Raw genomic sequence first — 24034 nt, 5'->3', positions numbered from 1 at the left:
ATCGTGACCCAGCCGGAGATTACGGGCTTTCGCATTGCACTGCGAAATTTTGAAGGCCCTTTTGACCTGCTATTGCAGCTTATTCAGTCCAAGAAGATGGACGTGACGGAGGTTGCGCTGTCAGAAGTAACGGACGAATTTGTGGCGTATACACGCCAGTTGGGCGCATCTGCTGATCTGGATGAGACCACTGATTTTTTATTGGTGGCAGCCACGCTTTTGGATTTGAAGGCAGCGCGGCTTCTTCCACGCGGTGATGTCGACGATATTGAAGACTTGGAACTGCTGGAGTCGCGCGATCTCCTTTTTGCCCGTCTGTTGCAGTACAAGGCTTATAAGCAAGCCGCGGACCAATTCGCCGTGTGGCAGCGCGAGGCGCAGCGCAGCTATCCGCGTGCGGTTTCCATCGAGGAGAAGTTTGCGGAACTTTTGCCTCCAGTTTCGCTCGGCCATACGCCGGCCAGTTTTGCCGAGCTAGCGGCGGGTGTGTTCCGCCCCAAGCCACCGGAGGAAGTGGCAACCGGTCACGTACACGCCGTAGCAGTATCGGTGCCAGAGCAGGCCGGCAAGATTTTGGAAACACTCAAGCTACTCGGCGCAGGTCAATGGACCAGCTTTGGTGCACTAACCCGCGACTGTACGGTTTCTATGCAGGTAGTGGGGCGTTTCTTGGCCCTGTTGGAGTTGTACAAGGCCAAGGCGGTTGATGCACAACAAGAAGAAGCGCTGGGTCAGCTGGACCTATCGTGGACAGGCCTGGATGTTGACCCAGCGGTAGTTGCCGCAGCGAATTGGGACTAAGGGCGCTGCTGGATGAATTTCAGCGTCTCGGGGGAGAGCTCGCGGTCGGAGTAGACGCGTACGTCTGGTTCCTCGGGGTTGTCTTCGGTGCCTATGCGGCGCCCTTCCCATACCTGTTGGAGCCCTTGCTTTTCGATGACCCGGATGGCTGCCGGGTGGTTTGTCGTAACGCGGGCCGTGATGGGGGACTCGGGATCAACTTGGCGGATACTCTTTAACGCCGCCGAGGTGATCTCTGTGGCAAAGCCTGAACCCCAATGGGCGGGGCGTAGGCGGTATTTGATGTCCCAGAAGTTTGCCTCTTCGACGAAGATGGCACCACCGACACCGACGAATTCCGAAGGGTTATGGCGCAAATAGGCGGCCCAAGGCCCGAAGTGGTGGGCGTCCCACGACTGAGAGGATGCTTGTGCGAGTGCGCGGGTGGTGCGGATATCGGCAAAGCGCCCGTTGGGGCGGTGGCTCCAGATGCGTCCGTCGCTGTAGACCTTGTGGGTCTCTTCGGTATTGGCGGCGGACAGCGGGATGAGGATGAGTCTGTCGGTGCGAGTGATAGTTTCCATGACAATATGTTACACGCATCACAAGCGGCACCGAAAGTGATTTGGATAATTTTCAGCGATTTTCTCTTCTCCAGTAAACTCGGGCGCTATGGATCTTCCCCTCATCTCGCAGCTGCGTTCCCGTCTTGAGTCCATATTGCTCGTGCTCGACTCCCCAGCCTCTGTGGAGTCATTGGCGCGTGCGCTGGGGGCGGAAAGGGGCGTCGTCAGTGATTGCCTGCGTTCTATTCAGCGGGAGTTGGATAGTCGCGGTTCTGGTATTGACCTGCGCGAGACCCAGGAAGGGTGGCGCTTTTATACGCGCACCGACAATGCCGGGGCAGTCGAAGAATTTCTCTTGGATGGCGCCCAAACCAAACTCTCCCGCGCTGCCCTGGAGACTTTGGCGGTAGTGGCCTATCGCCAGCCCGTTACTCGCCAGCAGGTGGCGGCGGTTCGCGGCGTCAACGTTGACGGTGTTATGCGAACCCTTAACCTGCGTGGATTGGTCCGAGAGTTGCCGCAGGATGAGTTTGAGGGCTCCGCTCACCGGTACGAGACGACAGAATTGTTCCTCGAGCTGTTGGGGATCGATTCTTTGGAGCGCCTGCCAGACTTGGCGCCGCTGTTGCCTGATGTAGAGGCGATCGACGAAGAGTACTAGCGTGGGGTAGGATTGCCCAGGTAATTTCATATCTTCGAGAGAAAAGGACACGTACGTGACTCCTCCCGCTCGCCGTGACGGCACACCGGATAAGAAGCAGCGAGACAGTGACATCATTGTCTCCAATGCCAAGCCGGCCCGCCACCAGCATGTATCAAAGAAAAAGCAGAAGGCTACCGCAGAATCCGTAGCCCGCGAATTGGGCGCCGATTGGCTGGTCGATGAAGACAAGCCCAAGGGAGAGCGCCTCCAAAAGGTGCTCGCCAAGGCGGGCGTCGCTTCCCGCCGCCACGCAGAAATCCTCATCGATGCCGGCCGAGTTGAGGTCAACGGCAAGATCATCGCCAAACAAGGCGTCAAGGTAAATCCCTCCGTTGATGTCATCCGAGTAGATGGTGTGCGCGTCAATGTCAATGAAAAGCACGAATATTTTGTGCTCAATAAGCCGCGCGGCATGCAGTCCACCATGTCTGATGACCTAGGGCGCCCGTGCGTGGGTGACGTGGTTTCAGAAAAGGTCGCAGCTGGCCAGCGACTGTTTCACGTCGGCCGCCTCGACGCCGATACGGAAGGCCTGCTCATCCTCACTAATGATGGCGAGTTAGCCAACCGCTTGATGCACCCCAAGTACGAGGTGACCAAGACCTACCTTGCCACCGTATTGGGCGAGGCCGATAGGAAGCTCGTGCGACAGCTCAAGGAAGGCATCGAGCTGGAAGACGGAGTGGCAAAGGCCGATTTTGCACAGGTAGTTGATACCAACCAGGGCTATTCCTTAGTGCGTCTTGAGCTGCATGAGGGCCGCAAGCATATCGTGCGCCGCATGTTGAAGGAGGCGGGATTCCCCGTGCAGCGCCTGGTGCGCACCAAGCTGCATACAGTCCAGCTGGGCGATATGAAGCCTGGCGGTCTGCGTGCCCTCAACTCCAGCGAGCTGACTAGCCTGTACAAGGCGGTGGAGATGTAATGATTTCTAATATGCCGAATGACGGTCTCATCCTAGCCGTGGATGGCCCATCTGGAACTGGAAAGTCGACCACCTGCCGTGCACTGGCCAAGCAGTTGGACGCAAAGTACGTCGACACCGGTGCTATGTACCGGGTGGCAACGCTTGCCGTGCTGCGTGAAGGCGTTGACCCTGCTGACACCGCCGCGGTTATTGCGGCTACGGCCAATCTGCCCTTGGGAGTATCCGATGACCCGGACTCCACCGAGGTTCTCCTCGGCGGCGAGGACGTCTCGCGCGTTATTCGAGAAGACGTAGTCACCCGGAACGTTTCCGCCGTGTCTGCCATTCCGGAGGTGCGCGAGAATCTGGTTGCGCTGCAGCGCAAGCTTGCTCGTGAGGCTCACCGCGCGATTGTAGAAGGCCGCGATATTGGCACTGTGGTGCTTGCCGACGCCCCCGCGAAGGCATTCATGACTGCCTCTGCCGAGGTCCGCGCTCAGCGCCGCCAAGCCCAAAATGAAAAGGCGGGCATCGCTTCGGATTACGAGACGGTACTCGCAGACGTCCAGCGCCGAGACGCTGCGGATTCTTCCCGCAAGGCCTCACCTCTGCGCCCGGCGGAAGATGCAACCCTAGTCGATACCTCCAATATGAGCCCAGAGGATGTGCTGGAAGCTCTGATTAACGTGGTAAAGGAGTCTGTCAATGACTAATCACGATCCCCAGGAAGAGTCGGAGACTCAGTTCCACTACCCGGCCGGAAAATTCGATGATGAGGTGGTAGAGGCCTCTCCTGGTTGGGCCGCCGATGATTTCAATACCGAGGAATTCGACTATGACTTCGATGACTCAGAATTTGGTGAGGCTGATTATGGCGACGGTGCGCACGCAGAAGAGCCTCTGAGTGAAGAGGAGTGGGAAGAACTCTCCCGTGCTTTTGGTGTGGAGTCCGATGATCACACCGAAGAAGCTTTGTGCACGGTGGCCGTAGTCGGGCGCCCAAATGTGGGTAAGTCCTCCTTGGTTAACCGTTTCCTTGGACGCCGCGAAGCGGTGGTAGAGGACCACCCTGGCGTTACTCGTGACCGAATTTCCTACGTTGCGGACTGGAACGGTCAGCGCTTTTTGGTACAGGACACTGGTGGCTGGGATCCCAACGTGAAGGGTATCCATGCTGCAATTGCCCGCCAGGCAGAAGTAGCCATGGAAACCGCCGATGTCATCGTTATGGTGGTAGACACCAAAGTGGGCATCACGGAGACGGATGAGGTCATGGCTCGCCGCCTGCAGAAATCGCCTGTGCCAGTGATTTTGGTATCGAATAAGTTCGACTCCGATAATCAGTACGCGGATATGGCGGAATTTTATGCCTTGGGCTTGGGTGATCCGTGGCCCGTATCCGCCCAGCATGGCCGCGGCGGTGCGGACGTGCTCGATGAGATTTTGCGGGTCTTCCCTGAAGAACCACGGCAGACCGCGATTACTTCTGGCCCTCGCCGCGTCGCATTGGTGGGCAAGCCTAACGTGGGCAAGTCCTCGCTGCTGAATAAGCTCACCAGCGAGGAGCGCTCCGTGGTCGACAACGTCGCAGGAACCACCGTGGATCCGGTTGACTCTCTAGTTCAGCTGGATGAGCAGCTGTGGAAGTTTATTGATACTGCGGGCCTGCGCAAAAAGGTGAAGAACGCGCAGGGGCATGAGTACTATGCGTCCTTGCGCACTCGCGGCGTTATCGATGCTGCCGAGGTCTGCATCATGCTTATCGACGCCTCTGAGGAGATCTCCGAGCAAGACCAGCGCGTGCTCAATATGGTGCTCGAAGCCGGCAAGGCCCTAGTCATTGCGTTTAATAAGTGGGACCTCATGGATGAGGATCGCCGCTATTACTTAGACCGCGAGATTGATCAGCAGCTGAGCCACTTGCCGTGGGTCACGCGCGTGAATATCTCTGCGGAAACAGGCCGCGCGCTGCAGAAGCTGGAGCCGGCCATGATTGAGGCACTGGAAAGCTGGGATCAGCGTGTGTCCACGGGCCAGTTGAATAACTGGTTGCGTGAGGCTATCGCGGCTAATCCGCCACCGATGAAGAATAACCGTCTGCCGCGCGTATTGTTCGCTACGCAGGCCTCGACTCAGCCGCCGACCATCGTGTTGTTTACGACGGGCTTCTTGGACGCGGCGTATCGCCGCTACCTTGAGCGGAAGTTCCGCGAGCGGTTTGGTTTCCACGGAACGCCCATCCGCATCGCAGTGCGAGTGAGGGAGAGGCGCGGCAAGAAGCGCTAGCAGTATGCCCGTTACGCTGGGATTATAGCACTCAGGCGAGCGATTGTTGTACCGGACACGGTGTGAGAATTCGCTCGCCTTTCCGTTTATGTCCGATCATGTGGGTCTGGATAGGATATAACCAGTTAATAATTCTCTCGTGATGGAAGGCTCAGCATGCTAGCCAGCGTCATTGCGCCAGATTCAATTCTGGCCATCGTGCTCCAAGTCATCATCATTCTCAGTGCCCTGCTTCTGGGTACTCGATATGGTGGCATCGGATTAGGACTTATTTCCGGCATCGGTTTGATGCTGATGGTCTTTGTCTTCGGCCTTGCCCCGGGTGAGCCGCCGGTATCTGTGATGCTGACCATCATTGCGGTCATCGGTTGCGCGGCTACCTTGCAACAGGCGCGCGGCCTGGAAGTGATGATGCAATTTGCCGAGAAGTTTCTCCGCGCGCACCCAGAGCGTATTACCATCCTTGCGCCGCTGACCACCTGGTTCCTGACGGTACTGTGCGGTACGGGCCACGTGGTGTACACGATGTTTCCGATCATCGAGGATATTGCCCTGAAGAAGGGCATCCGCCCAGAGCGTCCTATGGCCGTGGCATCAACGTCGGCTCAGATGGGTATTACGGCCTCGCCAGTATCTGTGGCCACCGTGTCCCTAGCATCTATCATCGCGGAAAATGCCGACGCTATCGATCACGCCTATTCTATTCCGCAGATCCTCATGGTGGCTATGCCCGCCTCGCTTGCCGGTGTCATTCTTGCCTCGCTGTGGTCGCTGCGCCGCGGAAAGGATTTGGACGAGGACCCGGCTTTCCAGGAGCGAATGAAGGATCCGGAGTTTGCAGAGAGCATTAACCAGTCCACCGGGTCGCTTCTGGATGAGGAATTTTCGCCAGAAGCAAAACGCGCGGTGGTTATCTTCCTTTTGGCTATTGCCAGCGTGGTGGCGCTCGGTGCGTTTGAATTCCTGCGCCCCCTCGTTCCAGGTGACGATGGCGAGTTGAGCCCGCTATCTATGAACCTGGTTATCCAGATGGTCATGCTTGTTGCCGGCGCAATCATCTTGCTCAGCTGCAAGGCTGACCCGAAGAAGATCGCGTCCACTCCAGTGTTTAAGGCCGGTATGACGGCAGTATTCTCCGTCTTCGGTGTGGCGTGGATGGCAGATACCTTCTTTGAAGCCCATATTGATGCTTTGGAATCCAACTTGGGTTCTGTTGTTGAGGCTGCTCCTTGGGCTTATGCCGTGGTCTTGGTCATCGTCTCCAAGTTGGTTAACTCCCAGGCTGCAGCGTTGGTCGCGATCGCGCCTATCGGTTTGCAGTTGGGTATCGATCCCGCGATCATCGTCGGATTCTACGGCGCAGCCTATGGCTATTTCATTTTGCCGACGTACCCCTCGGACCTTGCCTGCATCGGCTTCGACCGCACGGGCACTACGCACATTGGCAAGTTCGTCATCAATCACTCCTTCCTTGTGCCTGGAGCGATTTCGGTCTTCACCTCTTGCGTGGTGGGCTCGCTACTGGCGCAGGTTCTGCTCTAATCCGAATCCCGTACCAACACGAAGGCATCCGTGCGGTACGGGATGCGTAGTTTTTGGCCCGGTTTAAACCCCATGTGCTCGTAGAGGTACCAATCCAGGTTGTGGGTCATGCGTTCGTGGATGGTTTCGCCATTGCGCAGCCAGTATGAGCGGGTGTGCATCAGCTGGTGAAGCTGCTCGGGGGTAAGTTCGTGTTCCCAGGTCAAGCGGAGTTCACGGTCTAAAACCCACGGTGCGGTGTAGGTGGGGTAAAAACCCGGTTTGTGCACGTCGCCAGAGTGCATTATGCGCGAGAGCCGCAGGATCCAGGGGTCCGCGTTGACATCAAGCGTGTTCCACACTAGGAGAATCTTCCCGCTCGGCGCGAGGACGCGGTCAAGCTCTGCACAGACGGCTGGTACGTCGACCCAGTGCCAGGTTTGGGCGAGGCAGGCGGCGTCTAAGGAGGCGTCGGCAAGCGCGGTGTTTTCAGCTGTAGCACGAAGGACTGGCAGGTGGAGGTGCGCTGCGAGGATTCCAGCCATATCGGCGGAGGGCTCCAGAGCCAAAACTCGAGCATTGGGGAGGGACGCGGTGAATTTTCCAGTTCCGGCCCCAATATCGGCAACGGTATGGGCGTCAGCGATAAGGGCAGAGACCTCGTCCGGATAGCCGGGGCGCACATCGTGATAGGCGCTCGCACCATGACGGAAGGCCTGAGCGGAAGCGGTGCGTTGTGCGGCATCGCGGAAGCCAGGGCCTTGTCTAGTGGAGGGCTTGCGGTAGCTAGGGAAGTGGCTGGGATTGGGGCGGCGAGTCGACATAACCCATCTAACCTACCGCGAATTAGAATGGTTGCCTATGAGGACACTTCCTGCACCATCAGATCCCAGGTGGCTGCTAAAGACTGTCTTTTCTCGTCCATCCCTCACCGTGCCGGCTGCACTCTGCATGGCTGTATCTTTTCTGCTTAACGGATCGACTCCAGTGATAGTGGGACATGCCATTGATGAAGCTGTCTCGGAAGGAGACGTCGACCGACTAGGCATGTGGCTAGTGGTATTGGGGGTAGCTTTTGGTCTTAATGCCATAGCCGCATGGTTCGGACGCGGCCTCAACGCGCGAGCCATGCTAGTAATTGGGCACGATCTTCGCATGGCCATCACGGATAGGATTCAGGATCCGCGGGGCATTGCAGGCGAGCCCCGCAGCGCCGGCGAACTGCTTGCCATCGCCTCCACAGACGCACGGCGCGTGCAGAATGCCGTTATGATGACGGTCTTTCCCGTCGCTGAGATCGCTGCCATTGTGTATGTGGCGATTATGGCTAGCCGTATTAACCTGCCTTTAGGCATCGCCATTTTGTGTGGCGGGCCGTTAATGGTGTGGGGCTCAGTGCGCGCGGCAAAGCCTCTGCGCACGCGTTCCGGAAGCCGCCAAGCGGCGTTGGCGAAGGCCAGTTCCATGGCCACCGATGTCGTCCAGGGCCTGCGGATCCTTAAGGGCCTGGGTGCAGTAGCCACTGTCAGTAACCGATATTCCGCAGTGTCTGGAGCTGCCTTCGAACGAACAGTAGAGGCCAATGCTGCCCAAGCGCGACTTAATGCGACTACGGAGATTTTGGGCTCGGTGTATGTCATTGCGGTGGGCATTGGTGCAGGCGTGATGGCCATGCACTCCATGATGAGCGTAGGTGAACTCATTACGGTTATCGGCCTCACGCAATTCATTATCACCCCGATGACGATGCTGGGCCGAAATATCGCCTCGCGGTGGGCGGCCGCACAGGCAAGCGCAGAGCGTATTATTGCCGTACTCGCCGCACCCGGGGTAGAGAAAAGTGAACCGCAGGTTCCGGCCCTCGCTCCTGGGGTCAACGTGGTGCCCGAGCCTATTCCAGAGGATCTCGTCTTCTTGCCGCGCGAGCGGTTCCTGGTTGTTCCACACGAAACTGTGCTTTTTGAGGGGACCGTGCGGGACAATATTCATCCGGATAGCGCAAGGGCACAACGGGCCCTCTTCGTAGCTGCAGGGGAAGATATACCGGGCGGGTTGGACCGCGAGGTGGGAGAAGGCGGCCGAAACCTCTCCGGCGGACAACAACAGCGCGTAGCGCTGGCACGAGCCATTGCTGCGGACGCGGAGATCTTAGTTTTAGCTGATCCAACAACCGCCGTGGACTCGGTGACCGAGCAGGAAATTGCCCAGCGGGTGGCGCATCACCGCGGGCCTAAGCCCACGCTTGTCTTCACCACCTCGCCGGCGTGGGCAGCAGTGGGGGCAGAGCTATGATGCGGTTTTCTACGGCCTCCTGGCCTCAAGTGCGTAAGGAAGTGGGTCGCCAGCTTTCCGACGTCCCCGCCGCCCGCTGCCAAGCCGCAGCGGCCTTAGCCTTGCTTACCGCAGGGGCCGGCAGCAATGTAGCGATTCCCATCCTGTTGGGAAAGATCGTCGACGCAGTCATTACTCAGGGCACCATTGTGCCCATTGGTATTTCCTTAGTTCTGGTGGCCGCGGTCTCGGCATTGTTTTCCGCGGCAGGGTTCTATGTCCTTTCGCGCCTGAGCGAACGCGTGATCTCCGCTTTGCGCGAAGATATGGTTTCTACCGCTCTCCGCCTGCCTACCCACCGTGTGGAGGAAGCCGGCACTGGGGATTTGGTCTCTCGCTCTACCGATGATGTAGCAGAACTCTCTGCTGCCGTCACCGAGACCGTCCCCGTGCTGGCCAAATCTGCTTTCGCCATCGCAACTACGGGGGTGGCACTAGTCAGCCTCAATTGGCAATACCTACTGGTCGTAGGTGCAGTTGCGCCGCTTTATGTATTTGCCGCGCGCCAGTACCTGCAGCGCGCTCCGCAGCGCTATACCGACGAACGCGCTGCCATGGCGGAACGGGCGCGCAGACTCCTGGAGGCAATTCGCGGGCGAAAGACTGTGCGCGCCTTTGGCATGGAAGATCAGATGCACGTTGGGATTGAACGTGCCTCCGCACAGGTGGTGGACAAGGGGTATGCCGCGCGAAGGACAATGATGGTCTTGCAGCTATGGATGACGGTCATCGAGTTAGTTATGCTGGTCTGCGGTTTGCTCATCAGCTTTTGGGTGGTGCAGGCTGGGGCGCTCACCGTTGGCTCAGTCACCGCTGCCATGCTCCTTCTTATTCGCTTACGGGGCCCGCTCATGGGATTGATGCGAGTAATCGATACCGTTCAATCCGGCTATGCCTCTCTGTCTCGAATAGTTGGGGTGGTCATGGATCCGCCACGGGCGGTGCCAGACTTCGGCGCGCCGGCCCCAGGTGGGGTTGCCGAATTAAAAGAAGTGAGCTTCAGCTACGATAACGGCGGCTGGGCTGTGCAAGACGTGAACCTTAAGCTTCCCGCTGGACACACCGTAGCTTTAGTGGGAGCCTCTGGTGCGGGAAAGACCACGGTCGCTGCTCTTCTGGCCGGACTGCGAGTCCCGGCTGCCGGAACAGTCTTGGTGGATGGAGTAGAGGTATCGGCCCTTTCTGATTCCGAAAGGGTGGCGCGTTTAGCGATGATTTCCCAAGAGGTTCACGTATTCTCAGGAACCCTGCGCGAAGATTTGTCCTTGGCCGCCCCGCAAGCCTCAGACGCACAAATGGAAGATGCACTACAGCGCGTCGGCGCACAGTGGTATGCGCGGTTAGAGGAGGGCCTAGATACGGTCATTGGAGCTCGGGGAATCCACCTTGACCCAGTAGCAGCACAGCAGCTTGCGCTGGCGCGAATATTGCTTTTAGATCCCAAGATCGTCATCATGGATGAGGCCACCGCAGAGGCCGGTTCGGTGGGGGCGGAAGCTCTGGAAGAAGCCGCGACAGAGGTCACCCGTAGGCGAACCGCACTGATAGTGGCGCACCGATTAGACCAAGCCGCACGAGCCGATAGCATCGCCGTGATGGCTAACGGGCGGGTGGTGGAGCAAGGCAGTCACCACGAACTGTTAGATTATGGTGGCCGTTATAAGCAACTATGGACCGCATGGCAGAAGGGACGACAGAGATGAACGCGAGGTCGCTACGGGCCCTAGTTGGTGCGGTAGCAGTGAGTTTCCTTGCGGTTGCCGGCGCATCATGTTCGGCCAACTCGCCCGACTCCGCGCCCCAAGCAGTCCCAACTGAGACGAAAAACCTAGGGATTCCAACCTCCGCACCGCTAAGCGGACCCGAGCCAGGCAGCTATACCACCGTTAATCTTCCATCGGGCCGTTCCTTCATCCTCAGCGTGCCCAAGGACTACACGGGGGATAAAAAGTGGCCCATCGTCCTGGCCTTTCCAGGCTGGGGACAATCTGCCGAAAATCTCCGCGGCTATTCCCGCCTCGATGCCGCTGATGCCATCACCGTTTTCGCAGAAGGTAAAAAGAAGGCTTGGAGCCCTGCTCCTTATGCCAAGACGTCAACAGCAGAAGACAAAAAATTTGTTCGCGACATCATTGATGCCGTGCGAGCAACGTATCGGGTAGATGACTCCCGGATTTTTGCCACCGGAATGTCGAACGGCGGCGGGTTTGCCGCCTACCTGGCCTGCCAGATGCCCGAGGTTTTTAAGTCCGTGGCTACCGTTTCCGCTGCCTACTACAAAGATATTCTTAAAGACTGTGCCCATTCCCCCGTGGGACGATTGGATATTCACGGCACCGTGGACCCCGTGGTGGGTTACTACGGTGGAACGCGCCATAAGACCAAGTACTATTCCGTGGAATCCGTGCTGGAACAAGACCGTAAACGCAATGGTTGCTCTACCAAGGTCGATACGACCCGCCTGGTCAACAATGCACTCGATATGAAGTGGAGCGGCTGTACCGCGCCGCTTGAACACATCCGTATCGCCGGAGGCTCACACGTATGGCCCGGTGGTACAGCAGACGCGCACAATGAGGTAGGCAAATTCTTTGCTACCGACCGCGTCCTAGACTTCTTCGGTATTCCCGGTCGCCCGTCCGGTACCGCACAGACTTAGTCCGGTCTATAGACATGAAAGCTAGCGCCTGGAACCTTGCGTACCCTTTCAATGCAAATGTCTGCCACGGTAGAAAAGCCCGCGCGATGCGCAGCGCTACGCGGCGAGGTAGGCTCGGGAATTTGCACAAGGTGAAAAGACCGAGTGCCCCCATCGTCGTTATTGAGTTCTACTACTGCCTGCGCAGTGGTGCCGGAGCCCGCAAAAAAGTCTAGGACGCGCGCATCCTTTCCACCCGCAATGGAAATGAGGTGCTTAATCAAGCGCACCGGCTTGGGAAACTCAAAAACGCCCTCTAGCCCCATGATGTCCTCAGCATCGCGGCGGCCGGTACGGGTCACTCCAAAGCGCTCCCCGTCAAGGATAGAGCGTGGGCGCGCTCCCACCTTCTGATAGTTCTTGGTATAGACAAAACCTCGCCGGAAGACGAGCTCATCGAAGCGCTGCTCAACCTTATCTCGGCCCCAGCGCCAACGGGCGACTTTTTCTTTTCCCGCCGGCTGGTGCGGCCAATACTCCTTGCCATCGGGACCGGAGATAGGGAAGTCGAGGGAGGCAAGATACCCAAGGGTCTTAGAGTCCAAACGCACCAAGGAATACTTCCCTTTGTCGTCCTCATGGTTGTATTTGGTGGAAGTATGGCCTTGGAGATCGACATTGAAACCGGGATTGTTAGGAGTTCGGGAGTAGCACAGAATATATTCATGCTCTACCACCGCGTACTTAGAATCGTTTTTGCCGGTGCCGGCCTTTTTCCAGATCAACTGGCCGGCAAAGCACTCCTCCCCAAAAACTTCATCGAGCACCTTGCGCGTATTGGCCACTTCGTCTTCTCCAATGGAGACAAAAATAAAACCTTGTGCGGAAAGTACATCTCGGGCCAAGATGAGTCGGGGAAGCATCATCGACAGCCACTGCGAGTGCCATTCTGCATAGCTTCCGGAACGCATCTGGCGGCGTAAACGATAGTTATCGCGGTAGACAAAGTCTTTGCCGGTATTATAAGGCGGGTCGATATAGATGACGTCAAAGAGTTCGCCGCGGTTGGCAAGCCCTTGCAGAACCGGAAGATTATCTGCCGCAATAATCGCGTTGTCCGTGTCACAGGCTGTGCTGAGCGCAGTATCACGCGTGAAACGCTGTGTCAGCGGCGCGCTAGCGGCTGCTCGGGCAGCCTCTTTGCCCGGCCATACTAAGCCAAAGAATTCCCTGGCCGTTTCCGAAGTGGACGGGGGCGCTGGGGTAGTTGAAGCCATGGTGCGAAGCCTTCGTTGGTAAATCGTCGATACCGTCTTACGCTATCATTTGCAAGGCTGAGGAAATTTGACCTGGAGCTAAATTGTGCACCCTGATTTTGCTTAAACTTCGCTAGGGTAGGGCTAAAGCAGCAGGCCTTATTAGGTACTCGATAGGCTGCGGGGGTGTCTGGATGCCCCTGAGAACAATCGCGCTGCGGGGCGGAAAAATTTATTTGGTCTAGTGACCGAAGAGACTTTTCGGTGGCATGTTGGCTCAGGTGTCGGTACGTTGGGGTCTGTTGCCCGACACGGCAGCTTTTAGATAAAGCTAGAACTAGAAGAAAGGATAACCACATGGGTATCTTCGATAAGGCAAAGGACGCACTGAACTCCGACAAGGGCGAAGAGATCAGCGACAAGGGCTTGGACAAGGCAGCTGACGCGGCTAAGGACAAGCTCGGCGAGGACAAGGCCGACCAGATCGACAAGGCTCGTGACGCAGCTGACGGCAAGCTCGGTAACGAGTAAATAGCTTCGCCCGTTTAAAGGGCGAATGGCTACTTTCTCTTTTGTCCCCCAGCCCGCAAGGGTTGGGGGACAAAAGCTATATAAAGACCAGCAGCATAAAGCTGGCAAAGGTCTATATAGGTGCTCCCACCTTTTTGTGGGTGACTCAACTTATAAAGTGAAAGTATCCCAAGCAAATTTGCCTGAAATCGCTAGGATTGTATTTGTGAACAATCTTGAAGGCACCGTTTCCCATGCGGGCTCGACTAGGCAGCGCTTGCTGGATCAGAGTGCCCGTATCCTGGCTAAGGGTGGGCGCGACGCTTTAAAGGTTTGTGCTGTGGCGGAGCAGATTGCTGTTCCCGTCGATGAAGCTAAGTCTTTCTTTGAAGATGACCATGACCTTTACATTCAGACCAGCCGGTTCTTAGATGAGCGTCTCCGAGTAGCCTCCTACGAGGCACTCGATAAACTGCCGGATGACGCGACCGCAATTCAGAAACTTCGTGAGTCTGCCAAGGTCTACTTCAACTTGGCTCTTGATAACCCCACCTACTTCGCCGCCTATAACAACTGCGAGACGGCAACGAGCTTTCCCAACTTTGAGGACGGCATTGAAGAGTCGAAAAGCTTTGATGCCTTCCCGCCCACTTTCCGCTGGATGCTTGTTCACATGCGGGAAGCCGCCATTGCAGCACGCGGCGATTTTGATCACCGCTTGGTAGTGATCCAAGCACTTACTTTCTTATCTGAGTTGCAAGGCATTACTCACTTGGCCACGTTCGGCATTATGCGTCACCTCTCGCCCACTGCGAAGAAGCAGACCTTCAATGCTTGCATTGAGACTTTATTCTCTGGGCTGGAACTTAGCTTGCGTGACGGGGGGATTGCGCCCTTTGAACCGCTAGCACTCGTTGGCGAACCAGCGGAACCGTTTACTACAGCAGCAAAGGACATGCCAAAGTCTACGGCTGAGGAAAAGCGTGCAGCCATCTTCCGTGGTGCGGCGGAAGAGATTGCCTATAACGGTCTTCCTAGCTTGCATCTCGGCTCTGCTGCTGCGCGAGCAGGCGTAGATTTGGCAGACGCGGAGCATCTTTTCGATGGTAATTCTCACCTGCTGCGCTCTTTGGAAGAGTCTTTGGATGAAGCCAATACGCTAGCGATCATGCGCCAGAACCAGGCCGTGCCAGAAGGATCCCACGGGCTGGATTATATTAAGGCAACCGGCTTCGGATATTTGGAGTATGCGCTGGAAGACCCCGTCGGCTTTGTCGCCCTCATTGAGGTATCAAGCCGCTCGATTGTCCCCGTCTCTTTCGAAGAGTCCGGCGATACTGAGCAACCATTCGATATGGGTAAGGCCTTCACCTTCATCATGAATCTGGTGCGCGATGCCATTTCTGAGTCGAATGGGCCACGATCGCCATGGATTCTCTTCACCCAGATTGCGGCGCTGTGGGCCTCCATCCACGGCCTCTCGCAGTTGAGTACCGTAGGAGCCTTGCGCTATCACTCGGCTGATTTCTACTTCAACCTAGCTTCCAAGGTGATGGACATAGTCATTCAGGGCATGGTCAATGTCCTCGAGCTAAAGAAGCCAGAATAGGTATCCAGACAATAAAGGGGATCCGCAGCGGGCCCCCCTTTTCTATATCCATCCCCGGGGCACGTGCCATAGTTGCTGCCTCAAAGCGGTTCCCAGTTCCTGTCTTGGCGATGAGCGAAGAGACAATATTGCGCACTGTGCCAGTGCTCAGATGAAGGTGCCCGGCAATCTGGTGGGTGTCGCTACCCTCCAAGACATGACGTGTGACCTCCCTTTCGCGTGCGGTTAGTGGATTGTCGGGCGTGAAAATAGTCTCTTGGGCCAGTGCAGGGTCGATGACCTTTAGACCGGCGTGCACTCGCCTAATGGCTTCGGCAGGTTGTTCGGGTGGGGTGTCCTTGACTACAAAGCCAGCTACGCACGTTTCCAAAGCACGTTTGACGTAGCCACTGCGCCCAAAAGTCGTGACAACCAGGCTGCGGCAACCAATGCCCTCTAGTTCAGCGGCTGCATCAAGACCGTTCTTACCGGGCATTTCAATATCAAGTAGCGCAACGTCGACGCCATGCTTGGCGACAAGCCCCGCCACCTCCGCGCCCGTTGCGCACTCAGCCACAACGCTGATATCTGGCTCTGTCTCCAAGAGGGCAACTAGCGCCCCACGCACCAATGATTGGTCCTCAGCAATGAGAACTCGGATGGGATAAGTCATTGCCTGAGCCTCCGGCGGTAGTAAAAGGGAGAAAGTCCGTGTCGCCATTCATAGTAACCAAGGCCAGAGTGCAGCCATCGCGGCGTGCAAAGAGCAGCTGTCCGCCAGCATCTGTTATGCGTTTGCGCAAACCGTAAATCCCACCGTGGGCACGAGAAAGGCTTTCGTCAGCGTCAAACCCGCAGCCATCGTCCACCACTTGGAGTTGGTGGTCTGTCACCTGGACCCAACAGTGCGCTGCGCCTGAGTGGCGGACCACGTTTGTGGTTAGCTCGCGCAGGGTCCAGGAAAATTCGGCGTCGTAAAGCCCAGCGGTTTTGGCTGCAGAGGGCAAGTACGACACAATGCCGGCAGTGTCGAGAGCCCTTTGAGCCGCGTGGATTTCCCCTTCAAAAGTGGGCATGCGCATCCGGGTTACTGTGGAGCGGACCTCCGCCAGGCCTCTCCGAGAAAGCGTGCTCACCTCCTGGAGCTCCTGCTGCGCTCGTTGCGGATCCGAATCTATTAGACGGCGGGCAAGCTCTGTCTTGAGGTTGATAACGGTTAAAGAGTGGCCCAAGAGATCGTGAACATCGGTAGCGATATCCTCGCGTTGGCGTGCCAAGTCCAATTCATGTTTCAATTCAGAGCGGCTATCTTCACGCTGGGAAAATGTACCTAACAGCACTAGTAGTATCGGCCAGGCGAAGAGGACTATTAGGGCCCAGCCGGTGCTTTCAGGAGCGAAGAACCACGTGGTGGTGGCGAGCGCGGTCCCCGTTAGCAGGGTAAGCGCTAATGCTCGGCGTAGCGGAAGGTTGAAGCCGAGCAGCGCCGCAAGGTAAGGCACAAACGTGACGGCTACTATCCCGAAGAAACCAATTGATATCGCTGCGATGGCCGCGAGTAACACCCAGTAAAGCCCGACCCGCTGTCCTAACCGCCATGCGCGTGGGTAGTAGCCCACGGCGCCAAAAGAAAGGAAGTAGACAGCACTAAACGCTAGAACGCACGCAGAAGCCCCAATTCGTCCAGTGAGCGTCGTGCCCGGCGCGGCAAAGGTCATCACCAACCCGGGAATGAGGAAGACCAACCATACGCTGGCGAAAAGAGCGCTATTGAGGCTAAAACCGCGCCACGGCTCGCGAAAGGGGCCCATTAACGGCGCGCCTTGTCGCGGGAGCGCAGCACCAGGCAAGCGGTGAGAAAGATGGTCGTCCATACCGCGAAGTTTAACCATGCGGCCCACATGGGGTGCGACACGGTGCCTTCCTCCCCGTTGAGAAACTGCATGCCTTCTGCAAGGGGCCACTGGGCGAGCACAACCGGGCCAAAGAGGGGAGTGAAGCGGCCCAATTCCATTAGCGGCTCGGTAAGTGGAGTGAATACATTGGCGGCAAAGAGGAAGAGGACAACGGAGGTCGAGGCGATTGCGACAGAATTGTCGGTGGGCAAAGCCATGGCCCACACCAAGCCATAAAAGCCAAAGGGAATGGAAACTAGGACGCAGGCGATAATGGCTATAATCCATTGATGTGGTTGCATTGCAGCTTGTGTCATGGCACCGGTGATAAACACTGCTATGATGGGGAGCAGTGCCTGAAAGCCGATTGATATGAGGTTTGCCCACAGAATCTGCCGTGGGTGTAGGGGAGTAAGTGTTAATTGGCGCGCCCACCCAGTCTTGGTATCTGTCACGGCGGAGCCAGCGGCAGATACGGATCCTGCCACGCCGCCGTAGAGGGCCATGCTGATCATCTCTAAGGCGGCGAAGTTTCCTCCTTTAAAGGGGGCATCGCCAAAATCCATCATGGTGCCAAAGAGCAGGTAGAAAAATACCGGTAAGAACGTGCTGAAAAACAGCGGAGTAAGGTTTCGGCGAAGGCGCAACAAGTTATGGATGGCAAACCCGAAAGTGCGCGCACTGGTTGTTACTGACTGTGCAGTCATTGCATGTTCCTTTCACGAAGTAGCCAACGGAGAGACGGGTTAGGACTGGGATGATGTCAAAGCAAGAAATGCGTCCTCTAAGGAGTGTGTGCCAATAGTCAAGTCATGGGCCGAGGTGTGATTGAGAAGATAATTCGCAAGTACATCGGAGTCACGGGTGGTCATCCGGGCGTAGCCGTCAGACAAGGAAAACTTGGTGACGGTGGGTAGCTCTTTCGCATTTAGAGGTGCGCCGTCGAATTTCGCCTCGACTATGCGCTTGCCCGACTGTTCGCGCAGTTCTGTGGCCTTAGCATCTGCGCGCAGCTTTCCTTCATGTAGGAGAATTATTCTTTCTGCAAAATTATCTGCCTCTTCGAGGAAATGCGTAGCGAAGACAATGGTGCGTCCCTGGTCTGCTTGTCTGTGCATGGTGGACCAGAATTCACGGCGTGCATGAGCATCCATTCCAACAGTCGGCTCATCGAGCAATAAGATTTGGGGATTGCCCACAAGAGCCAGGGCGAATCGCACGCGTTGTTGCTCGCCACCAGAGCATTTTCCTACGGGGCGGTGCAGGATCCGGTCTAGGCCTGCTTGTTTGGCCACTTCTTCGATGGGAAGGGGATGGGGAAAGGTAGAGGAAATCATCTTGAGGGTGTCCAAGACTGTGAGCTCAGGTAACAGGCCACCGGATTGCAGCACGGCGCCAATCTGTGCCGCGCGGATCGCAGCGTGCGGTGGGTGTCCGAGCACGGAAATGTTGCCGGAGGTGGGTGTGGTGAGCCCGAGGATGAGATCGAATAGGGTGGTTTTGCCTGCTCCATTGGTGCCTAATAGGCCTACGATCTCGCCTTGGGCGATGCTGAAGGAAATATCGCTGAGCGCATGGACGGGGTGGGAGGATCTCGTGGCAAAGGCTTTACTGACTCCGGATACGTCTATAGCCAGCGGTTGTGCAGTAGAAGGATCTGTAGTTCTCATACCTGGAAAGTATCCGTAGCCAGCAAAAATAATGTATAGGCCCTGTCATCACATTTTCATGACAAGTGTCATGACGCGATAAGGTAGGAGAGTGCTTACTACTCTCGCAGCCGCTGCTGGACTATTCGTGGCCACCAATATCGATGACATCGTGGTGTTGTCCCTCTTCTTTGCTCGTGGTGCAGGGCATAAGGGCACAACGGCCGCAATTCTGGTGGGACAGTATTTAGGCTTCCTTGGGATACTAGCGGCCTCTGCCGCTGTCGGACTGGGCTTCAATGCTGTTTTACCTGAGGGATTGATTCGCTACTTTGGTCTCATTCCATTGTTTTGGGCCTATGGGCAGCGTGGCAGGCATTCCGCGGTGAGGAAGACGATGAAGACGTTTCCAGCAAAAAGCTGAGCACACGTGCGGTAGCCGGAGTGACCTTTGTCAACGGAGGGGGCAATATTGGTGTATACCTGCCGGTGTTCACCACCTCTACGCCAGCTGAGGTAACGATCTATTGCGTGGTCTTCTTAATCCTCGTGGAGCCCCTAGTGTGGGCAGCGCGGTTTGTGGCCACGCGGCCGGGCATTGCAGAAGCACTGGAAAAGTGGGAAAGCGTACTGTTTCCAGTGGTCTTAATTCTCTTAGGAATTGCGATCTTGCTTGCGGTGTAAACGCAGAATAGAAAAAGCCGGCACCGTGAAGGTGCCGGCTGAACTTTTTGTCGGGCTAACAGGATTTGAACCTGCGACCCCTACACCCCCAGTGTAGTGCGCTACCAAACTGCGCCATAGCCCGTCGTCGAACTGTGCGACTCGTCTAGATTACATCAGTAGGATTCTACTGTGAAATCTGGGGTGTAACCTGCGCTAAAACTCGCCGCTGGAGTAGACCCACGCGCCGCCGACACGGCGAAACGAAGAACGCTCGCGTTGTGAGCCAACGGCCGCGCCTTTATAAAAGGCCTCAAACTCCACTACACCGGAATTATCGAGCAATCCGCCTGCTTGGGTGTCCAGGATATCGAGGCGATAAAACCGGACGGGAGAATCAGCCAAATCGAGTGTTGCAGGGCGAGTATCGGGATCCCACGTACGGAGGAGATAGGCTTCGTCGCCAGTAACAAAGGCGCTAAAGCGCGAGCGCATGAGCGCCTCCGCGGTAGGAGCATTGGTGCCGGCATGGTACTTGCCGCAGCACTCGCCGTAGGTCAGGCCGGTGCCGCACGGGCAGCGGCGCGAGGAATCATAAGCCGCCATTAGAGCGCGTCCACGTCCACGATGGTGACGTTGCCGAGCATGCGCTCCACATCGGTGTCCTTCGCGGCAGAGCGCAGGGCGGACTCTTCTTCCGCTGACAGTTTTCCGGCAAGCTCGATGCGGCGCTCAAAGCTGGCGGGGCCGGTTTGGGTGATGCTCACGTGGACGTCGTCAAGCGCAAGCCTCTTGCCGGCATCCTTGACTGCTTGGGTAGCGGCCGTGGCCAGCGCGGACATAATAAGGCCCTCGGCGGTAAAGCCCTTACCCTTGCCGCCATTCTTCTTCGTGCGGTCGGCACTGAGGCTGTGGTCATTGTGGCGGACGACCACGCCGAATTTGGTGCCGGTGGCTGGCTGCGCAACTGCGGCGTCGGTTCCTACTTCTTCTGGCCGGTAGTCAGGAACGATAAACTGCTCGGCCCACGCACCGATGAGATCCGCAGCGCGGGCTGCCGTGCCCTGCTTGGTGAGCAGATGATCGGTCTTGTCCAAGGAAACCAAGGATTTGGGGTAGCGCGTGAGCAGAAAGATATTCTGCGCATTGTCTATGCCCACCGTTTGATCAATGGGCGAGTGCAATACCATCAGTGGCTTGCGGAGCTTGGGCAGGTATTCCTCGGGGTTAGTATCCGCCAAGTCCTCGAGGAACTTGCGGGAAATGATAAGGCCGCGGCCGCCGAGGATGACTTCCACCTCGCCGTTGGCATCGACCTCGCCGATTTTGTCCGCATAGTGCAGCACGGAGTGGGCAGGATCAAAGGGTGCGCCAATGGTGGCTACCGCCTTGAGTGATTTCATGGTGGTGGCCGCCTTCAACGCGGCGGCGCCACCTAGGGAGTGGCCCATGAGTAATTGTGGGGCAGAGTAGTTCTCCGTCAGCCAGGCGGCAGCGGCATGGATATCATCAACGTTTTGGCTGAAGGTAGTATCGCCAAATTCACCGGCGGACTGGCCAAGGCCGGGAAAATCGAAACGCAAAGTGGCGATGCCGAACTCAGTGAGCTGTTTCGCAGTGCGGGCGGCGCCGGGAGTGTGGCGGGAGCCAGCGAAGCAATGGGCAAAAATGGCATAGGCGATCGGGGGAGAATCCGGGAAGTCGATGGTTCCGGCCATCTCGGTACCCCGGCTCGAAGGCAGCTTAACGTTGACGGATTGCATGAGAACTACAATAACGGGCCTCTTACCCGCAAGCCATACCAGGTTGACTACAGTCGATAAGAGCAATCCAAATAAGGAGGATGAGGTATGGGCGCGTTCGATTGGTTCTGGAAGGCAATGGGCTCGCAAAGCGAGCGTAACGATAAGAAATCCAAGGCCATCGTGGGTTCAGCCGATGAAGCGGCCCGGGCATTGGGCCAGCAGGACGACGCAGCTGTAGCCCAAGCCGCACGCGATGCCGTTGCAGGCGGCGAAATTGCAGATAAGGCACAGTTCCTCGCGGCCTTAGCAGTAGCGTGCGAGCGTACCCTGGGGATGCATCCCTTTAATGTCCAGTCCCAGGCCGTCCTGCGCCTACTTACCGGAGACGTTATCCAGATGGCAACCGGTGAAGGCAAGACTTTGGTAGGCGCCATGGCGGCTACAGGTTTCGCGTTGACTGGCAAACGCGTCCACGTTGTCACTGTCAATAACTATCTCGCCGCCCGCGACGCCGAATGGATGCGCCCTGTCGTGGAGTTCTTTGGCTTAAGCGTTGCTTCGGTAACTGAGAACATGTCACCGGATGAGCGCCGCGCTGCATACGCGCAGGATATTATCTACGCACCGGTCAACGAGCTGGGCTTTGACTTGTTGCGCGATAACCAAATTACCGACCGCTCCCACACGGTGCAGGCAGCCGGCGACGTTGCCCTCGTGGACGAAGCCGATTCCGTCCTAGTGGATGAGGCCCTTGTGCCCCTAGTGCTGGCCGGTAATCGGCCAGGTGAGGCCCCCACTGGGCACATCACCAATGTGGTTTCTCGGCTGCGCGAAAAGCTGGACTACTCCATCTCTGAGGACGGCCGCACCGTTCAACTGACCGAGACTGGTGCCCGCCGCGTGGAGCAGGAATTGGGCATTGATTCGCTTTATTCGGAGGAGAATATCGGCACCATCTTGGTGAAGGTCAACCTCGCCCTGCATGCCAAAGCCCTGCTTATCCGGGACATCCACTACATCGTGGTGGATGGCAAGCTACAGCTTATCGACGCCTCCCGGGGCCGCGTTGCCGATCTACAACGCTGGCCCGACGGGCTCCAAGCGGCAGTAGAAGCCAAGGAAGGCCTAGAGGTTTCTGAAGGCGGGCGCATCCTCGACACCATCACGCTGCAAGAACTTATGCGGCGTTATCCACTTGTGTGCGGCATGACTGGTACCGCGGTGGAAGCGACCGATCAGCTGCGGCAGTTCTATGGTCTTCATGTATCCGTGATCGACCGCAACAAGCCGCTGCAACGCTTTGATGAGCAAGACCGCATTTTCGCGACAGTAGACGATAAATCCGCCGCCATCGTGGAGGAAATTGCCACCATTCATGCCACGGGGCAGCCCATCCTCGTGGGCACGCAGGATGTCGCCGAGTCGGAAGATCTGGCGGATGCTCTCCGTGATCGGGGAATTGAGGTCAATGTGCTCAACGCCAAAAATGATGAGCAGGAGGCACAGATCGTCGCCGAGGCCGGCGATATTGGACGCGTCACCGTCTCTACACAGATGGCCGGACGCGGCACCGATATTAAGCTGGGCGGTGCTCACGAAGCTGACCACGATGCAGTAGCGGAAATGGGTGGCTTGGCGGTTATCGGTACCTCCCGCCACCGCACCGCCCGCTTGGATAACCAGTTGCGCGGCCGTGCAGGCCGGCAAGGTGATCCGGGCCTGTCCCTATTCTTCGTCTCCCTCGAAGACGATGTGGTCCAGCAGGGCGGCGACGGCGAGACTGTGCGTGCCCAACCAGCAGAAGACGGACGCATTGAATCCAAGCGAGTTAGCGATTTTGTGGCACACTGCCAGCGAGTGACCGAGGGCCAACTACTCGAAATTCATGCCCAGACCTGGAAGTATAATCAGCTCCTAGCCGATCAGCGCATCATTATTGATGAGCGCCGAGCCAAACTATTGGATACTGATCAAGCCTGGCAGGAACTATCCCAACGCGCTCCGGAGCGCACAGCAGAGCTAGGGGAGGTCCCTGAGGAAGCACTCATTAAGGCCGCGCGCGAAATCATGCTCTATCACCTGGACTTGGCCTGGGCCGACCACTTGGAGCTTATGGACGATGTGCGCGAGTCGATCCACCTGCGCGCCATCGCACGAGAGACGCCGATCGATGAGTACCACCGCATTGCGGTGAGGGAGTTTAAGGACTTGGCCCAGCGGGCCGTCGACAAGTCTGTGGAGACTTTCCGCACCGTGCTTATCGACGCCGCTGGGGCGCACCTCGATGACGCCGGCTTCGCTCGTCCGAGTGCTACATGGACCTACATGGTGTCCGATAACCCCCTTGCGGGCAAGGGAAATTCCGTGCTGAGCGGCATCGGAAACATTTTCCGGTGAAATAATTCCCCGCGAAGGGGCCACGGACTCACATGAGTCGCTAGTATTGTTATAAGTAACTCGTAACTAATCCCCGGAGGTAACAATGAGCGAGAACACCGGAACCCCGGAACCACAGGTAGAGACCACATCTGTATTCCGCGCAGACCTGCTCAAGGAGATGGAAAACGGCGCGAATGGCAAAGATACTCCCACTGCCGGCACCGACAACCTGGCGGAAGGTCAGGCCCTCCTCGTGGTAAAGCGTGGCCCGAACGCGGGTGCCCGCTTCTTACTGGATCAGGCGACTACTACCGCCGGCCGCCACCCTGAGGCAGACATCTTCCTCGATGACGTTACGGTGTCCCGCCGCCACGCGGAGTTTCGCAAGAATGATGACGGCAAGTTTGAGGTAGTTGATGTGGGATCTCTGAACGGAACCTACGTTAACCGCGAGCCCCGCAACTCTCAGGTGCTCGAGGTGGGAGACGAAATCCAGATTGGCAAGTTCCGCTTGGTTTTCATCGCTAACCAGAGCTAATTTTTTCACGTAGACTAGCCGCGCTTCCTTATTAGGAGGGGCGGTGTAGTCTGCTTATGGCACGATAAGAACTTTCAGT

Annotated in this window: 22 protein-coding genes, 1 tRNA gene and 1 pseudogene; 14 read left to right on the top strand and 10 right to left on the bottom strand. The window is 57.1% G+C overall.

Annotation, left to right across the window (positions count from 1 at the left end):
- Window positions 1-3: 3 nt before the first annotated feature.
- Window positions 4-801: a segregation and condensation protein A gene (locus QP934_RS06820; RefSeq protein WP_198493005.1), complete on the top strand. Its 798-nt coding sequence runs from the start codon at window positions 4-6 to the stop codon at window positions 799-801.
- Here QP934_RS06820 and QP934_RS06815 read toward each other — a convergent pair.
- Window positions 798-1364 carry a GNAT family N-acetyltransferase gene (locus QP934_RS06815; RefSeq protein ID WP_419127147.1) on the bottom strand — a complete coding sequence of 189 codons (567 nt, stop codon included), beginning with the start codon at window positions 1362-1364 and terminating at the stop codon, window positions 798-800. The two genes, QP934_RS06820 and QP934_RS06815, sit on opposite strands and share 4 nt — an antisense overlap.
- An 88-nt stretch (window positions 1365-1452) precedes the next feature.
- On the opposite strand from QP934_RS06815, the gene scpB reads away from it, so the two are divergent.
- The 5 genes from scpB (at window position 1453) to QP934_RS06790 (ending at window position 6784) form a co-directional block, all read left to right on the top strand.
- Window positions 1453-2007, top strand: coding sequence for an SMC-Scp complex subunit ScpB (scpB, locus tag QP934_RS06810; RefSeq protein WP_419127146.1), 555 nt, complete (start codon window positions 1453-1455; stop codon window positions 2005-2007).
- A gap of 55 nt (window positions 2008-2062) precedes the next feature.
- On the top strand, window positions 2063-2974 hold the full coding sequence (locus QP934_RS06805; protein WP_284788698.1) for a pseudouridine synthase: 912 nt from the start codon (window positions 2063-2065) through the stop codon (window positions 2972-2974).
- A complete protein-coding gene (gene cmk / locus QP934_RS06800; RefSeq protein ID WP_419127145.1) occupies window positions 2974-3669 on the top strand; it encodes a (d)CMP kinase in 696 nt (231 codons plus the stop codon). Before QP934_RS06805 ends, cmk begins: the two co-directional genes overlap by 1 nt.
- On the top strand, window positions 3662-5242 hold the full coding sequence (gene der, locus QP934_RS06795; RefSeq protein WP_225746983.1) for a ribosome biogenesis GTPase Der: 1581 nt from the start codon (window positions 3662-3664) through the stop codon (window positions 5240-5242). The genes cmk and der overlap by 8 nt, the downstream gene beginning before the upstream one ends.
- Before the next feature lie 156 nt (window positions 5243-5398).
- Window positions 5399-6784: an anaerobic C4-dicarboxylate transporter gene (locus tag QP934_RS06790; protein WP_419127144.1), complete on the top strand. Its 1386-nt coding sequence runs from the start codon at window positions 5399-5401 to the stop codon at window positions 6782-6784.
- On the opposite strand, the gene QP934_RS06785 is transcribed toward QP934_RS06790, so the two are convergent.
- Window positions 6781-7587, bottom strand: coding sequence for a class I SAM-dependent methyltransferase (locus tag QP934_RS06785; protein ID WP_419127143.1), 807 nt, complete (start codon window positions 7585-7587; stop codon window positions 6781-6783). The two genes, QP934_RS06790 and QP934_RS06785, sit on opposite strands and share 4 nt — an antisense overlap.
- A 127-nt stretch (window positions 7588-7714) precedes the next feature.
- On the opposite strand from QP934_RS06785, the gene QP934_RS06780 reads away from it, so the two are divergent.
- The 3 genes from QP934_RS06780 to QP934_RS06770 are packed head-to-tail and all read left to right on the top strand — an operon-like array spanning window position 7715 to window position 11753.
- Window positions 7715-9055, top strand: coding sequence for an ABC transporter transmembrane domain-containing protein (locus QP934_RS06780; protein WP_419127142.1), 1341 nt, complete (start codon window positions 7715-7717; stop codon window positions 9053-9055).
- Window positions 9055-10797, top strand: a complete 1743-nt coding sequence (locus tag QP934_RS06775) for an ABC transporter ATP-binding protein (RefSeq protein WP_419127155.1) — start codon at window positions 9055-9057, stop codon at window positions 10795-10797. Before QP934_RS06780 ends, QP934_RS06775 begins: the two co-directional genes overlap by 1 nt.
- Entirely contained in the window at window positions 10773-11753 is a 981-nt protein-coding gene (locus QP934_RS06770; RefSeq protein WP_419127141.1) for an alpha/beta hydrolase family esterase, read from the top strand. Before QP934_RS06775 ends, QP934_RS06770 begins: the two co-directional genes overlap by 25 nt.
- On the opposite strand, the gene QP934_RS06765 is transcribed toward QP934_RS06770, so the two are convergent.
- Complete coding sequence (locus QP934_RS06765) at window positions 11750-13009, bottom strand: site-specific DNA-methyltransferase (protein ID WP_419127140.1); 1260 nt, start codon at window positions 13007-13009, stop codon at window positions 11750-11752. The genes QP934_RS06770 and QP934_RS06765 overlap by 4 nt on opposite strands.
- Before the next feature lie 336 nt (window positions 13010-13345).
- Here QP934_RS06765 and QP934_RS06760 point away from each other — a divergent pair, with 336 nt between their 5' ends.
- Window positions 13346-13519, top strand: coding sequence for an Rv0909 family putative TA system antitoxin (locus QP934_RS06760; RefSeq protein WP_337888997.1), 174 nt, complete (start codon window positions 13346-13348; stop codon window positions 13517-13519).
- Window positions 13520-13724: 205 nt separating this feature from the next.
- Window positions 13725-15107, top strand: a complete 1383-nt coding sequence (locus QP934_RS06755; RefSeq protein WP_337888593.1) for a hypothetical protein — start codon at window positions 13725-13727, stop codon at window positions 15105-15107.
- On the opposite strand, the gene QP934_RS06750 is transcribed toward QP934_RS06755, so the two are convergent.
- The 4 genes from QP934_RS06750 to QP934_RS06735 are packed head-to-tail and all read right to left on the bottom strand — an operon-like array spanning window position 15076 to window position 18651.
- Window positions 15076-15759 (bottom strand): response regulator transcription factor, encoded by a 684-nt coding sequence (locus tag QP934_RS06750; protein WP_419127139.1) that lies wholly within the window; start codon window positions 15757-15759, stop codon window positions 15076-15078. The genes QP934_RS06755 and QP934_RS06750 overlap by 32 nt on opposite strands.
- Complete coding sequence (locus tag QP934_RS06745) at window positions 15728-16960, bottom strand: sensor histidine kinase (protein ID WP_419127138.1); 1233 nt, start codon at window positions 16958-16960, stop codon at window positions 15728-15730. Before QP934_RS06745 ends, QP934_RS06750 begins: the two co-directional genes overlap by 32 nt.
- Window positions 16897-17688, bottom strand: coding sequence for an ABC transporter permease (locus tag QP934_RS06740; RefSeq protein ID WP_419127137.1), 792 nt, complete (start codon window positions 17686-17688; stop codon window positions 16897-16899). The genes QP934_RS06745 and QP934_RS06740 overlap by 64 nt, the downstream gene beginning before the upstream one ends.
- 39 nt (window positions 17689-17727) lie before the next feature.
- The gene (locus tag QP934_RS06735; RefSeq protein WP_419127136.1) at window positions 17728-18651 is read right to left on the bottom strand and encodes an ABC transporter ATP-binding protein; all 924 of its coding nucleotides are present in this window, start codon (window positions 18649-18651) and stop codon (window positions 17728-17730) included.
- 91 nt (window positions 18652-18742) lie between these two features.
- Between QP934_RS06735 and QP934_RS06730 the strand changes: the two are divergent.
- Window positions 18743-19314, top strand: a pseudogene (locus tag QP934_RS06730) (cadmium resistance transporter).
- 50 nt (window positions 19315-19364) lie between these two features.
- On the opposite strand, the gene QP934_RS06725 reads toward QP934_RS06730, so the two are convergent.
- The 3 genes from QP934_RS06725 to QP934_RS06715 form a co-directional block, all read right to left on the bottom strand.
- Window positions 19365-19438: transfer RNA gene (locus tag QP934_RS06725), tRNA-Pro, on the bottom strand.
- A gap of 71 nt (window positions 19439-19509) precedes the next feature.
- A complete protein-coding gene (locus QP934_RS06720) occupies window positions 19510-19899 on the bottom strand; it encodes a YchJ family protein (RefSeq protein WP_337888594.1) in 390 nt (129 codons plus the stop codon).
- Window positions 19899-21056, bottom strand: a complete 1158-nt coding sequence (locus QP934_RS06715) for an alpha/beta hydrolase family protein (protein WP_340419659.1) — start codon at window positions 21054-21056, stop codon at window positions 19899-19901. The genes QP934_RS06720 and QP934_RS06715 overlap by 1 nt, the downstream gene beginning before the upstream one ends.
- Before the next feature lie 87 nt (window positions 21057-21143).
- On the opposite strand from QP934_RS06715, the gene secA2 reads away from it, so the two are divergent.
- Together secA2 and odhI are read left to right on the top strand one after the other, a co-directional pair.
- The gene (gene secA2 / locus QP934_RS06710) at window positions 21144-23435 is read left to right on the top strand and encodes an accessory Sec system translocase SecA2 (protein WP_419127135.1); all 2292 of its coding nucleotides are present in this window, start codon (window positions 21144-21146) and stop codon (window positions 23433-23435) included.
- 85 nt (window positions 23436-23520) lie between these two features.
- On the top strand, window positions 23521-23955 hold the full coding sequence (odhI, locus tag QP934_RS06705) for an oxoglutarate dehydrogenase inhibitor Odhl (protein WP_316127690.1): 435 nt from the start codon (window positions 23521-23523) through the stop codon (window positions 23953-23955).
- The last annotated feature ends 79 nt before the right edge of the window (window positions 23956-24034 follow it).

The organism is Corynebacterium sp. MSK122 (genome assembly GCF_030229435.2).
Classification (GTDB): Bacteria; Actinomycetota; Actinomycetes; order Mycobacteriales; family Mycobacteriaceae; genus Corynebacterium; species Corynebacterium marquesiae.
This window is presented reverse-complemented; position numbering and strand designations above follow the sequence as displayed.

Excerpts from the sequence above, each read along its gene's own strand:
- scpB (WP_419127146.1), top strand. The coding sequence starts at position 1,453 with ATGGATCTTCCCCTCATCTCGCAGCTGCGTTCCCGTCTTGAGTCCATA.
- QP934_RS06740 (WP_419127137.1), bottom strand. The coding sequence starts at position 17,688 with ATGACTGCACAGTCAGTAACAACCAGTGCGCGCACTTTCGGGTTTGCC.
- QP934_RS06715 (WP_340419659.1), bottom strand. The coding sequence starts at position 21,056 with ATGCAATCCGTCAACGTTAAGCTGCCTTCGAGCCGGGGTACCGAGATG.
- QP934_RS06735 (WP_419127136.1), bottom strand. The coding sequence starts at position 18,651 with ATGAGAACTACAGATCCTTCTACTGCACAACCGCTGGCTATAGACGTA.
- QP934_RS06720 (WP_337888594.1), bottom strand. The coding sequence starts at position 19,899 with ATGGCGGCTTATGATTCCTCGCGCCGCTGCCCGTGCGGCACCGGCCTG.
- cmk (WP_419127145.1), top strand. The coding sequence starts at position 2,974 with ATGATTTCTAATATGCCGAATGACGGTCTCATCCTAGCCGTGGATGGC.
- QP934_RS06750 (WP_419127139.1), bottom strand. The coding sequence starts at position 15,759 with ATGACTTATCCCATCCGAGTTCTCATTGCTGAGGACCAATCATTGGTG.
- der (WP_225746983.1), top strand. The coding sequence starts at position 3,662 with ATGACTAATCACGATCCCCAGGAAGAGTCGGAGACTCAGTTCCACTAC.
- QP934_RS06785 (WP_419127143.1), bottom strand. The coding sequence starts at position 7,587 with ATGTCGACTCGCCGCCCCAATCCCAGCCACTTCCCTAGCTACCGCAAG.
- QP934_RS06775 (WP_419127155.1), top strand. The coding sequence starts at position 9,055 with ATGCGGTTTTCTACGGCCTCCTGGCCTCAAGTGCGTAAGGAAGTGGGT.
- QP934_RS06760 (WP_337888997.1), top strand. The coding sequence starts at position 13,346 with ATGGGTATCTTCGATAAGGCAAAGGACGCACTGAACTCCGACAAGGGC.
- QP934_RS06815 (WP_419127147.1), bottom strand. The coding sequence starts at position 1,364 with ATGGAAACTATCACTCGCACCGACAGACTCATCCTCATCCCGCTGTCC.
- QP934_RS06770 (WP_419127141.1), top strand. The coding sequence starts at position 10,773 with ATGGCAGAAGGGACGACAGAGATGAACGCGAGGTCGCTACGGGCCCTA.
- QP934_RS06765 (WP_419127140.1), bottom strand. The coding sequence starts at position 13,009 with ATGGCTTCAACTACCCCAGCGCCCCCGTCCACTTCGGAAACGGCCAGG.
- QP934_RS06780 (WP_419127142.1), top strand. The coding sequence starts at position 7,715 with ATGGCTGTATCTTTTCTGCTTAACGGATCGACTCCAGTGATAGTGGGA.
- secA2 (WP_419127135.1), top strand. The coding sequence starts at position 21,144 with ATGGGCGCGTTCGATTGGTTCTGGAAGGCAATGGGCTCGCAAAGCGAG.
- odhI (WP_316127690.1), top strand. The coding sequence starts at position 23,521 with ATGAGCGAGAACACCGGAACCCCGGAACCACAGGTAGAGACCACATCT.
- QP934_RS06790 (WP_419127144.1), top strand. The coding sequence starts at position 5,399 with ATGCTAGCCAGCGTCATTGCGCCAGATTCAATTCTGGCCATCGTGCTC.
- QP934_RS06745 (WP_419127138.1), bottom strand. The coding sequence starts at position 16,960 with ATGGACGACCATCTTTCTCACCGCTTGCCTGGTGCTGCGCTCCCGCGA.